Source organism: Sphaerobacter thermophilus DSM 20745 (assembly GCF_000024985.1).
Lineage (GTDB): Bacteria > Chloroflexota > Chloroflexia > Thermomicrobiales > Thermomicrobiaceae > Sphaerobacter > Sphaerobacter thermophilus.
This window is the reverse complement of the sequence record NC_013524.1, coordinates 835871-848164: the sequence shown is the minus strand read 5'-3', so window position 1 is coordinate 848164 and position 12294 is coordinate 835871. Positions and strand designations below refer to the sequence as shown.

General features: G+C 71.7%; 7 protein-coding genes. All 7 read left to right on the top strand.

Annotated features, from left to right (window positions below):
• The first annotated feature begins 153 nt into the window (after positions 1-153).
• The 7 genes from STHE_RS15885 to STHE_RS15855 all read left to right on the top strand — a co-directional run bounded on the left by STHE_RS15885 (position 154) and on the right by STHE_RS15855 (position 12221).
• Positions 154-1881 carry a carbamoyltransferase family protein gene (locus tag STHE_RS15885; protein WP_012873611.1) on the top strand — a complete coding sequence of 576 codons (1728 nt, stop codon included), beginning with the start codon at positions 154-156 and terminating at the stop codon, positions 1879-1881.
• A complete protein-coding gene (locus tag STHE_RS15880; protein ID WP_012873610.1) occupies positions 1878-2855 on the top strand; it encodes a glycosyltransferase family 2 protein in 978 nt (325 codons plus the stop codon). Before STHE_RS15885 ends, STHE_RS15880 begins: the two co-directional genes overlap by 4 nt.
• A gap of 24 nt (positions 2856-2879) precedes the next feature.
• On the top strand, positions 2880-3878 hold the full coding sequence (locus STHE_RS15875; RefSeq protein ID WP_012873609.1) for a radical SAM protein: 999 nt from the start codon (positions 2880-2882) through the stop codon (positions 3876-3878).
• Between the two features lie 129 nt (positions 3879-4007).
• Positions 4008-4835, top strand: a complete 828-nt coding sequence (locus STHE_RS18255; RefSeq protein ID WP_012873608.1) for a class I SAM-dependent DNA methyltransferase — start codon at positions 4008-4010, stop codon at positions 4833-4835.
• A 13-nt stretch (positions 4836-4848) separates the two neighbouring features.
• On the top strand, positions 4849-5706 hold the full coding sequence (locus tag STHE_RS15865) for a glycosyltransferase family 2 protein (protein WP_012873607.1): 858 nt from the start codon (positions 4849-4851) through the stop codon (positions 5704-5706).
• A complete protein-coding gene (locus STHE_RS15860) occupies positions 5699-6748 on the top strand; it encodes a glycosyltransferase family 9 protein (protein ID WP_012873606.1) in 1050 nt (349 codons plus the stop codon). Before STHE_RS15865 ends, STHE_RS15860 begins: the two co-directional genes overlap by 8 nt.
• A gap of 175 nt (positions 6749-6923) precedes the next feature.
• Positions 6924-12221, top strand: coding sequence for a diguanylate cyclase (locus STHE_RS15855; protein WP_012873605.1), 5298 nt, complete (start codon positions 6924-6926; stop codon positions 12219-12221).
• Positions 12222-12294 lie beyond the last annotated feature (73 nt).

The window sequence follows — 12294 nt, the reverse complement described above, 5'->3', positions numbered from 1 at the left end:
CCCATGTTGGGCGAGGGGAGCGATCCTTCGCTGCGCCGGGGGCGATGGTGGCGCTCCTCGTGTTGGCCTGCGCGATGTGACGGGGATTTGTCTTCAGAGAAGCGCGGCGCGCAACGTGCGGATGAGCGGCCCGGGGGCTCGGAGGGACGCGCGATGTACACGCTCGGCATCAACGCCGTCTACCACGACTCGGCTGCCAGCCTGGTCGCGGACGGCCGGGTGGTTGCCGCCGCGGAGGAGGAGCGCTTCACCCGGATCAAGCACGGCAAGCGTCCGGTCCCGTTCTCCACCTGGGAACTGCCCTTCCACGCCATCGACTACTGCCTGCGCCAAGCCGGGATCGACCAGGCCGAGGTAGACCACGTCGCCTACTCGTTCGACCCGGCGCTCTTGTTGGGGCGACACCGGGGTGCCGCGACGATTACCCTGCCGCTGGAGCCGTCGGCCCACCCGCTGCCGGAGGAGTGGGAGGCCGCCTGGGATCCGCTCTTCCTGGCGCACATCGTCAACGCCCCGCGGCACCTCGCCGGTGGTGTGCCCCACCACCTGCGGGCACGCTTCCACGGCGCCGCGCGCAACGGGCCGTTCCGCTGGCACTGGGTCGAGCACCACCTGGCCCACGCGGTCAGCGCCTTCTTCCCGTCGCCCTTCCCACGCGCCGCGGTCATGACGCTCGACGGCCGCGGCGAGCGCGCTACGACCACGTACGCCGTCGGCGAGGGGACCCACCTGGAGCGCATCGGGCAGGTGGACTTCCCCCACTCGCTCGGGCTCCTCTACGAGAAGGTCACGGAGCACCTCGGCTTCCTCCACTCCGCGGACGAATATAAGGTGATGGCGCTGGCCTCCTTCGGCGAGCCGCGCTATCTAGACCGATTCCACGATGCCGTGCGCCTCCAGGGGGACGGCGGCTACACCGTCGAGCCGCTCTGCCTGGAGGAGTGGTTTGGCCCGGCCCGGCGCCGCGGCGAGCCGCTGGAGCAGCGCCACTGCGACCTGGCCCGCTCGCTCCAGGTGGTGCTGGAGGAGACAGTGCTGGCGCTCGCCCGGTGGCTGCACGAGGCCACCGGCGCCGACGACCTCTGCCTGGCCGGGGGCGTGGCGCTCAACTGCGTCCTGAACGCCCGCCTGCGTGATGACGGGCCCTTCCGCCACATCTGGGTACAACCGGCGGCGGGGGACGCCGGGACGGCGCTCGGCGCCGCGCTCTGGGTCGACGCCCGAGAGCGGGGCGCGGTCGAGCGATCATGGCGGATGGAGCACGCCTTCCTCGGCCCCGAGTTCGGCGACGACGAGATCGCGGCCTTCCTGGATGGAGCAAAGCTACCGTACCGCCGGATGGACGATGTCGCCGGTGAGGTGGCGGACCTCCTGGCGGACGGCAAGATCGTCGGCTGGTTCCAGGGGCGGATGGAGTTCGGCCCGCGCGCGCTGGGTGCTCGCTCGATCCTGGCCTCGCCGCTCGACCCCGAGATGCAGACCCGGCTGAACGCGATCAAGGATCGGGAGGATTTCCGGCCGGTCGCACCGGTGGTGCTTGCGGAGGAAGCGGCCACCTGGTTCCGCGACGCCGCGGAGTCCCCCTTCATGCTTTTCGTCCATGAGGTGCGTCCGGAACAGGCGAACCGCATCCCGGCGGTGCGGCACGTGGACGGCACGGCCCGCATCCAGACCATCGTGCGAGCGCAGCACCCGCGCTACTACGACCTGCTACGGGCCTTCCAGGCGCGCACGGGCGTACCGGTGCTGGTCAACACCTCGTTCAACACGCGGGGCGAGCCGATCGTCTGCACGCCGCGCGACGCCTTCGAGTGCTTCTGGGCTTCGCCGCTCGACGCGCTGGCGATCGGCCCGTTCCTGCTGGAAAAGCCGGAGCGATGACGGCACCGACGCTGCGCGCCTCCGTCGTCGTGCCGACCTACCGACGCCCGCGTCTCCTCGACCGCTGCCTCGCGGCGCTGGCGGCGCAGGACCTCCCGCCCGAGGCGTACGAGGTGATCGTCACCGACGACGCGGGTTGCAGGGAGACGCGCCGGCTGGTGCAGGAGTGGGCCGCTCGCGGCCCGATGCCGGTGCACTACGTGCCGGTCTGCTGCGGGCATGGCCCGGCCGCCGCGCGGAACGCCGGGTGGCACGCCGCCCATGCCCCGATCATCGCCTTCACCGACGACGACTGCGAGCCGGTCCCCGGCTGGCTGCGCGCCGGGCTGGCCGGGTTCGTCGACGGCGTCGCCGCGGTCTCCGGCCGGGTTCTGGTGCCCCTGCCGAAAGACCCGACCGACTACGAGTGGAACGCGGCCCAACTCGCCGGGTCGGAGTTCGTGACCGCGAGCTGCTTTTTCCGCCGGGAGGCACTGGCCGCCGCCGGGGGTCTGGATGAGCGCTTTCGCCTGGCCTGGCGCGAGGACACCGACCTCTTTTTCACGCTGCTCTCCCGCGGCGCACGGCTGACCCACGCCGAGGACGCGGTGGCCGTGCACCCGGTCCGTCCCGCCCACTGGGGCGTCAGCCTCCGTCAGCAGCGCAAGAGCATGTACAACGCGCTCCTCTACAAGAAGCACGCGCGCCTCTACCGCGAGCGGATCCAACCGGCCCCGCCCTGGCACTACTACGGGGCGGTCGGCGCCCTGCTGGCGGCCGGCGCGGCGGGGACGACCGGGCACCGCCGGCTCGCGGCGGGCGCCGCGGCTGGCTGGCTGGCGCTCACGGTACGCTTCTGCGCCATGCGCCTGCGCGGGACCTCCCACGCGCCGGGCCACATCGCCGAGATGGCGGTCACCTCGGCACTGATCCCGCCGCTGTCGGTCTTCTGGCGCCTGCGCGGGGCGGTGAAGTTCCGCGTGCTCTTCCTCTAGTACGTCCCTAGTGAGGACAGTTCGATGCCACTTCCCAGCTATGTGCAGATCGAACCGGTCGGGCAGTGCAATCTCCGCTGCCAGATGTGCCCGATCCAGTTCCGACGCGACGGCCCGCCCTGGGGGCCGCTCGCCTTCATGGAGTTCGACACCTTCACCCGGATCGTCGATTCCTTCCCCGACTTGCAGACGCTCCACCTCCAGGGGCTGGGCGAGCCAATGATGCACCCCCGCTTCTTCGACATGGTGGCCTACGCGGCGGGGCGCGGCGCGCGGGTCACGACCAACAGCAACCTGACGATCCTCAACGCGCGGCGCGCCGAGCAGTGCGTCGCCAGCGGGCTCGACTGCCTCCACGTCTCGATCGACGGCGCCAGCGCCGAGACTTACGAGCGCATCCGGGTCCGGGCTCGCTTCGAGCGGGTAGTGCGCAACGTTGAGCTGCTGCTGGAGACCCGCGCTCGGCTGGGTGCGACGCTGCCCGGTCTGCGGATCGTCGGCGTCGTCATGCGCCAGAACCTGCACGAGCTGCCGGACCTGGTGCGGCTGGCGCACGGCTGGGGTGCCGAGGGGCTGTTCGTCCAGCACCTCTGCCACGACTTCGGGGAGTCGAGCCTCCCAGAGCACTACCGGCCGATGCGCACCTTCGTCGACGAGCAGACGCTGCTGCACGAGGACCCGGCGCGCGTGGCCGCCGCTTTCGCCGAGGCACGCGAAGTCGCGGCAGACCTGGGGCTGGACCTGCGGCTGCCCCGCGCCGAGCCGCGTGCCCACCCGCCGGGCACGCCCGGCCGCAAGCGCTGCTCCTGGCCCTGGACCGGCGCCTACTTCAGCTACGAGGGCTACACCATGCCCTGCTGCATGGTGGCGACCCCCGACCGGATCAACTTCGGCAACGCCGCCGAGCAGGGCGTCACCACCGTCTGGGACAGCGATGAGTTCACCGACTTCCGCGCCCGGCTCGACTCCGACGACCCGCCGGAGATCTGCCGCTCCTGCGCGGTGTACAACGGGATCTTCTGATGGCACGCGCTCGACCGGCGGTTCACGGGAGCGCCCGCATCTCGCCGCCTCTCGTCCTCCGGTGCGGCGAATGACGTGGATCGGCGAGGCTCCGTCCGGCGCCGTCGATCCTGGAGTGAGGAAACGCCCATGCAGCTACCGGTCATCCGTCTGAGGCGCGAGATGGCGCCTGACCCGGCCGTCGAAGGCCGTGCCGCTCGCTACCCGCTCCACCTCCCGGCGCCGACGTTCCGGGTGCTTCTGGAGCAGCAGGGTCCGTCGCTCGGACTCTGGCGCGCGGCCGAGGTCGCCGCGCTGCGGGAGCAGGGCTACCACCGTCCGGTGCTCGACCTCGGTTGCGGCGACGGGCTGGTCACCTCGCTGGTGCTCCGCCCGGTCGAGGTGGGTGTCGACCCGGACGGGACGGCGCTGGCCCGCGCCGCCCGGTTGGGCATCTACCACCACTTGATCGCGCGCCCGTTGGAGACGGCCGGCCTCCCCGCCGAGGCGTTCGCGACCGTGATCAGCAACTCGGTGTTAGAGCACGTCGCGGACGTCGACGCCCTGCTGGCCGCCGTCGCGCGGGTGCTGCGCCCTGGCGGGTGCCTCATCTTCACCGCGCCGACCGAGGCCTTCAGCCGCTGGCTGCTCCTGCCGCTGGCGGGCTACGCCGCGCGCCGCAACCGGGCCCTGGCCCACCGCAACCTCTGGCCGGTCGAACGCTGGGCGGCGCATTTGGAGGCCGCCGGGCTGGAGATCGAGTCGACCCGGTCATACCTGCGGTCCGGACTGGTCACGGCGTGGGACGCACTCGAAGTCGCGCAGCAAGTGCGGATCGGCGGACAACGGGCGCTCGGCCGCGTCTGGCGACGCATCCCGCCCGGCGGATTCGCGCGGCTGGCCGAGTGGGGTGCCCGGCTCGACCTCTCGGCTCCCGAGCCGGGCGGCGGCCGCCTGATCGTGGCACGCAAGCGGTGAGGGGCCGGACGACATGGCAACCGTCGACGTCCTGATCCCAACCCGGAACCGGCACGAGTCGCTGGCGATGACACTCGCGGGTGTGGCGGCCCAGACCCTGAGCGACCTCCGCGTCGTTGTCGCCGACCAGAGCGATCGGCCCGCGATTGAGTCGCCGGTCATCCAGTCCCTGCTGCGGGTCGTGGCGGCGCGCGGCGGGGAGAGGGAGTACCACCACCGGCCCCAGGTGCACGGTGTCGCCGAACAGCGCGACTTCCTGCTCCATCTGGCCAGCGCGGATGCCGTCCTCTACCTGGACGACGATGTCTTCATGGAGCCGTGGGTCGTGGAGCACCTGCTGACCACGCTGCGGGCCGAGAGCTGCGGCTTCGTCGGCGCCTTCCCCGCCGGCCTGTCGCACCGCGACGACGTGCGGCCCGCGCAGCAGATCGTCGAGTGGTGGGACGGCCCGGTCCGGCCGGAGGTGGTCGATCCCGGAACCCCGGCCTGGGAGCGCTGGAACCTCCACCGCGCCGCCAACGTCTACCACGCAGCGCAGGGACTGCCGCCCGGTGTCATCCGACGCTACAAGGTGGCGTGGGTCGCCGCCTGCATCCTCTACGACCGGGCCAAGCTGCAGGCCGTCGGCGGTTTCGACTTCTGGCGGCGCCTTCCGCGCTATCACTCGGGGGAGGAGGTGCTGGTGCAGAACCTCCTCATGCGACGCTGGGGCGGCTGCTGCATCCTTCCCTCCGGCACCTACTCCTCCGAGGTGCCGAGCACGGTGCTGAACGCCGCCGGGACGGTCGACGGCCACGCGCTGGATCTGCTCCCCGAGATGGTCGCGCGCTACGCACCGCTCACAGGAGAGGGAGCACGAGGCGGTGCTTGACCCCTTCGCGCCCGGCCTGCTCGCTCGCCTGCCGGAGCCACCTCGCCGGGTGGTGGTCGTGCGCGCCTCGCGCATCGGCGACTTCCTCTGCGCCACCCCTGCGCTGCGTGCCCTGCGCGCAGCGCTCCCCGCAGCCGAGTTCACGGTGATCGGCCTTCCCTTCAACCGGGATCTCGCCGAACGCTCGCCGCACGTCGACCGCTTCGTCCCCTTCCCCGGCTTCCCCGGCATTGCCGAGCAGTTCTTCGACGCACGCACGGCCACAGCATTCTTCCGGCGGATGCAGGGCGATGCATTCGACCTTGCGCTCCAGATGCACGGCTCCGGCGTCTACGCCAACCCCTTCACCCTGCTGCTCGGCGCCCGCCACACCGCCGGGTTCGTGCGGCCGGGCGACGGGCCGAGCCGGTTGGACGCGGCGCTGCCCCTGCCCGACCGCGGCCACGAGATTGACCGGGTGCTGGCCCTGCCCCGCTTCCTCGGCGCACCCGACCGCGGGCGGCAGGTCGAGTTCTCGCTGACACCGGCCGACCACGCTGCAGCGGCGGTGCTCCTGGCGGACAGCCGCCCGCCCTGGATCGCGCTCCACCCCGGCGCCCGCGACGCTGCCCGCCGCTGGCCGGCCGCGCGCTTTGCTGCCGCGGGCAGTGCCCTCCGGGCACGCTGTGGTGGCACACTGGTCGTCGTCGGCAATGACGAGACGCAACAGGCCGCCGTCACGATCGCGCGGGAAGCCGGTGGCCCGGTGATAGACCTGGCCGGACGCACCTCCCTGCCGGTCCTGGGGGCGGTCCTGGCGCGTTGCGCCCTCCTGCTCACCGGTGACTCCGGCCCGGCGCATATCGCCTACGCCCTCGACACCCCCTCGGTCACGATCTTCGGCGACACCGACCCAGCTCGCTGGGGGCCGCCCACCAGCGGTCCCCACGCCGTCCTTGACAGCCGCGGCGCGATCGCGTCGGCCACCGTCGAGGAGGTGTTCGCCGCCGCCTGCCGAGTGATGTGTCTCACCGGGGAGCATCGGCACAGCGAATCAGATTGAAACGAGATCAACAATAGTACTTTTCGGCCCTTGGAACTGGGCCTAAGGGCTCAAGTCGTCGAGGGACGCGGAGGCTATACTGGGGACCGTACTACCACCAGCCTTGGCACCAGCCCCAAGGCTCGTCCCCTCTCCGCCATCGTTGTCTGTCGGTAGCGTGGCGGGGATTAGACGGATGGACAGCAAGGTGGAGGGACCGTACCCGTCTATCCCTGGGCTGGAGATCGTGGCGGAGATCGGCCGTGGTGCCCATGCGGTCGTCTACACTGCCCGCCGCGACGAGCAGCTATACGCCGTGAAGATGCCGCGGATGGCCCCCGGCTCCACGGATGACACGCTGATGCGTTTCCGTCGGGAGGCCGCGGCGTTGGCGCGCATCCGGCACCCGGCCTTACCCACGGTGCTGGAGGTCGGGGAGGTCGATAGTTTCCCCTACCTGGTACTCGAACGCGCGGCAAATGGGACACTGGCCGACCTTCTCGCCCACGGTCCACTGTCCGAGTCGCGCGTCGTCGAGATCGGCACCGCCCTGGCCGGCGCCCTCGGCGAACTGCACCGCTTCGGGTTGGTCCACCGCGATGTGAAGCCGAGCAACGTCGTCCTCGACGGCACCGGCCGGGTGATGCTGGTCGATCTGGGGCTGGCCGTGCCTTCGCCCACCGCGGTGGGGGACGAGATCGCCGGGACGCTGCGCTACGCAGCTCCGGAGCAGACCGGTCTCCTCAAACGCCCGGTCGATGCGCGCAGCGATCTCTACGCGCTCGGCGTCCTCCTGTTCGAGTGCGCCACCGGTGCCCCCCCGTTCGTCAGCACCGACGCCGCGGATCTGGCCTACCAGCATGCCGCCCGGCCCGCGCCGGACGTCCGCGAGCGGAATCCCGCGGTCTCCCCTGCGCTGGCCGCCGTGATTGCCAAGCTCCTCGCCAAGGACCCGGACGACCGCTACCAGAGCGCAGCCGGGCTGCTGGCCGACCTGGCGGCGCTGCCCGCGCTCAATGCCGCGCTGGCCGCCGGAGCCGAGGCCCCGCTCGGGACCGAGGATCACCACGCCCAACCGCTCGTCCCGCTCATCGGGCGAGATCGGGAATTGGATCGCCTGCGCCGCCTGCTGACCGCGGCGGCCGAGGGTACCGGCTCGGCCGTCCTGATCACCGGGGTGGCGGGCAGCGGGAAGACCCGCCTCGTCGCGGAACTCCAGCACCTTGCCGCGGCCGGCGGTGCGCTGGTGCTGCGCGGGCGGTGCACCGAGGCGAACCCGGTGCCGTTCGCGCCGCTGCGCGAAGCGATCGAGGAGCACGTCCGCTCACTGCGTCGCCTGCCACCCGACCGGCGCATGGCAGCCGAAGTACGGCTGAAAGAGGCCGCGCGGCCCGCGGCCCGCGTGGTCGCCGGGCTCTCCCCGGTGCTGGCAGCACTGCTCGGCGTCGAGCCGGAGGGTTCCTCGGAGCCGGTCGAAGACCACTTCTCGGCCGCGCTCGCCACCTTCCTGCGCGATCTGGCACAGGGGAGTGGCCACGCCGTGATGATCGTCGAGGACATCCATTGGCTCGACAAGGCCAGCCGGCAGGTGCTTCGTCGGCTCACCGACCGAGTCGAGCACGCGCCCCTGCTGGTCGTGCTCACGGCTCGTGAGGGGATGCAGGGTGAAACCAGTAAGGCCGCGTCTGGATTCGGCGCATCGAGAGTAGCCCGGATACGGCTGAGCCCGCTCGACGAGCGCGCTGTCGCGGAGTTGATCGCCGCCCACCTCGGCGACCACCAGGTGGAAGCCGACGTGGTGGAGCGCGTCGTGACCCTGAGCGGCGGCCTCCCGTACGCCGTCGAAGAGTACGTGCGGGCCATGCTCGAGACCGGGGTTCTCCGGCCGTCGTGGGGGACCTGGCTGGTCGACCGCGCGCGGCTCGCCAGCCTCTCGCTACCGGCCGACATCGCACGCCTCCTGAGCGAGCGGATCGACGGGCTCAGCCCGGCTACCCGAGCCCTCCTCGATGCGGCCGCCGTCCTCGGCACCTCCTTCCGCCTGGGCGAGGCCGAGGCGATGGCCCAGCTAACGCCACCAGAGGCGATCGCCGCACTCGACGCCGCCTTGGCCGCGCACGTGGTGGAGCACGACGAGGGCGATACGTACCGCTTCACCCACGACCGGGTACGCGAGGCGCTGCTCGCGCGCCTTGCCGACGCCGAGCGCCGCTCGCTACACCAGCGCGCCGCTGAGACGCTGGCCCAAGCCGGAGTCACGGAGACGGGGATCTACCGCCTCGCCCGGCACTATGCCGAGGGTGACCCGTTGCGCAGCCCGGTCCCGGCCTACGAAGCCAACCTCGCCGCCGGGATTCGTGCGCTCGAGCACTTCGCCTACAACGAGGCCTACGACTTCCTCGACACCGCCCGCCGCATCGCTCGCGATGCCGGGCTGCCGCCGGATGAGCGCCTCGACCGCGCTCTGGGCGATGTTTGCAGCCGCACCGGGCGGGTCGACGAAGCGACCGCCCACCTCGAATCTGCCTTGAAGCTCTGCACGGACGCCACCGGGCGTGCGCAGCTCCGCGCCCGACTGGCCCGCATCCAGATTTGGGAACTCGAGATCGAGCGAGCGGCGCAGGAGATTGAGGCGGCCTTCGCCGAGATCGGCGAGACGCTCGAGGCCCGCGCCGGGCGAATGGCACGAGCGATCGGCGCCTGGGCCGGGTTCGTGCTCGACGACCGGCTCGGCGGTGCCATACCACCGCCGCCCGGCGACCCGGCACGCCTGCGCGTCCTGGTCGCGCTCTATCACCTGGCAATCGAAGCGGCGATGCTCGAGGGCCGTCCGCAGAGCACGGTGCTCCAGAACCTGCTCCTGTCCCTCGGTGCAGCACGGGCACTCGGGCCCTCCCGCGAGTTGATCCAGGCCAACGTGGACTACGGGATGCTGTTGGCCACGATGCGGCGCGTGGAGGCTATGCAGAGCTACTTCCGCAAGGCGATCGACCTCGCGCACGCCCGCGACGACCGGCCCATGCTCGCCTATGCCCTCCTCTACGAGGCAATCGCCCACCACATCGCCGGACGCCCGCGTGAGGCCGAGACGCTGGCGACCCGCTGCCTCGAACAGCACGCCGACTGGCTGGCACCCGCCGAGTACCTGAACGGCAGCGGCGACCTGATCTGGAACCTGGTGCTCCGCGGTTACATCCGCGAGGCCCGCCGCTGGATCGAGGAGGCGATCGCCCGGACCGGCGGGCGGATCACCAACCAGGGCGGCGCGCACCGGGTCCAGCGGTACATGGACGCCTACGCCCTGGCGGTCCTGGAAGTGCTCGGGGAGGCCGCCCTGGCGCGCGAGTACGCCCGGCGGGCCGAAGCCCTCGTCAACGATCACCCGCGCGACCGCTTCGCCTGGGAGATCTACCTCAGCCACCGGCTGCTCGCCCTGGTGGAGCGCGGCGGCAGCGACGCGGAGATCGAAGAGGTCATCGCGCGCGGCGAGGAACTGGATTTCCGGTCGGGCCGCGGGCTGCCCCACTTCCGCCGCTTCTTCGTCTTCCAGGGCCACGCGCGCCTGCTCCAGGTCGAGCGCGCCCCGGCCAACCGGCGCGCTGCCGCCCTGCGGCGGCTCAACGAGGCCATCGAGTTCCTGGAGCGGATCGCCGATCACCCGACGCTGCGCGCGCACACCTGGGTGCTGGCCGCCGCCCGCGCGCGGTTGGAGGGACGCCACCACGCCGCGCTCGAACTGCTCGACCGCGCCGACCGGCTGGCGACCGAGATCGACGCGCCGTGGGTCCTGTTCGAGGCCACGCGTCAGCGGGCCCTGGTGCTGGCCGCGCTGGGGAACCAGCCGGGAGCCGAGCGGGCAGCACGCTACGCTCACGCGCTGGCGACCGAGCACGGCTGGGTGCACCGCGCCGCACGCGTCCGGGCCGATTTCCCGGCCGCCACCGCCCGCGAGCCGGCGCTCGAGCCCGCCGTCGAGCCGAGCTCCCGGCGTCTCCAGCAGCACCTCGACGCCCTGCTCCAGGTCAGCCTGGCCACCGCGACGGCGCTGGACCCGGAGCAGCAGTCCCGCGCCGCGCTCGACGAAGCGGTCCGCATCCTGGGCGCGGAGCGCGCCTTCCTCTTCCGCATCGATGGCCCGGACCTGAGGCTCGTCGCCGGGCGCGACGCTTCCGGGAATCCGGTTACCGAGCCGCGTGACTTCAGCCGGACGGTAGTCGAAACGGTTCGCGCGACCGGCCAGCCGATGATCGTCAGCGCGAGCAGCGACGGGCCGGTGCTCGGCTCGGAGAGCATCGTCGCCTACGACCTGCGGAGCATCATTGCCGCGCCGCTGACCCTGCGCGAGCGGACCTTCGGTGTGCTCTACCTCGACAACCGCCTGGCGCGCGGCGTCTTCACCCCCGCCGACCTCGACATCCTGCGCGCCATTGCCGGCTCCATCGCCATCGCCCTCGAGACGGCCCGCCTCGCCCAGATCGAGGCGCAGTTCGAATCGGAGCGACAGCAGCGCCTGTTGGCCGAGCGCCTGCGGGACCTGACCGGCACCCTCACCGCCACGCTCGACCTCACCCAGGTCCTCGACCGCCTGCTGACCAGCCTCGCCGCGGTCGTTCCTTACGACACGGCCGCCGTGGTGCTGCACCATGCCGACCGGCTGGAACTGGCCATGGTCCGCGGCACGACCCGTCCCGACGAGGCGCCCGGCCTCGTCATCCCACTGGCGAACGACATCCTGCTGGCCGAGGTGGTGGCGACCGGACAACCGCTGGTCATCGCCGACACGCGGGACGACCCGCGCTGCGCCCATCGGGGCGGCATGCCCGACCTGCGCGCCTGGCTGGGTGTCCCCCTGATCTCCGAGAGCCGGGTCGCCGGAGTGGTAGTCTTGACCAGCCAGATCTCCGGCGCCTTCGGCGAACGCGAGGCGGGTATCGCCTTCACCTTCGCCGGTCAGGCGGGGGTCGCCATCGAGAACGCACGCCTCTTCGCCGAGGTCCAGCGGCTCGCCGTCACCGACGACCTGACCGGGACCTACAACCGCCGTCACCTCCTCACCACCGCCGAGCGCGAATTGAGCCGGGCGCAGCGTTTCAATCGCCCCCTCGCGGCGATTATCCTCGATATCGACGAGTTCAAGCGCGTCAACGACGCCCACGGCCACGCCGTGGGCGACGAGGTCCTCCGCGCGGTGGCCGACCGGCTCCGCAGCGGCCTGCGTGAGGTCGATGTGCTCGGGCGTTACGGTGGGGAAGAGTTCGTCATCATCCTGCCGGAGACCGACCTGATCAGCGCGTACCAGATCGCCGAGCGGCTGCGGAACAGCATCGCCGCGGAGCCAATCGCGACCAGCACCGGTCCGGTGTCGGTGACGATCAGCCTCGGCGTCGCTGCAGCCGACCCGACGACGCCCGACTTCGCCTCGCTGCTCAGCCGCATTGACGACCTCCTCTACACCGCCAAACGCCGCGGGCGCAACCGCGTCGTCGTCGGCTGAGCCTCCCGAGGCCCGCCCCGGCTCCCAACTTGCGACGACTGCACCACGCGCCGATAATGGCGACGTCGACATT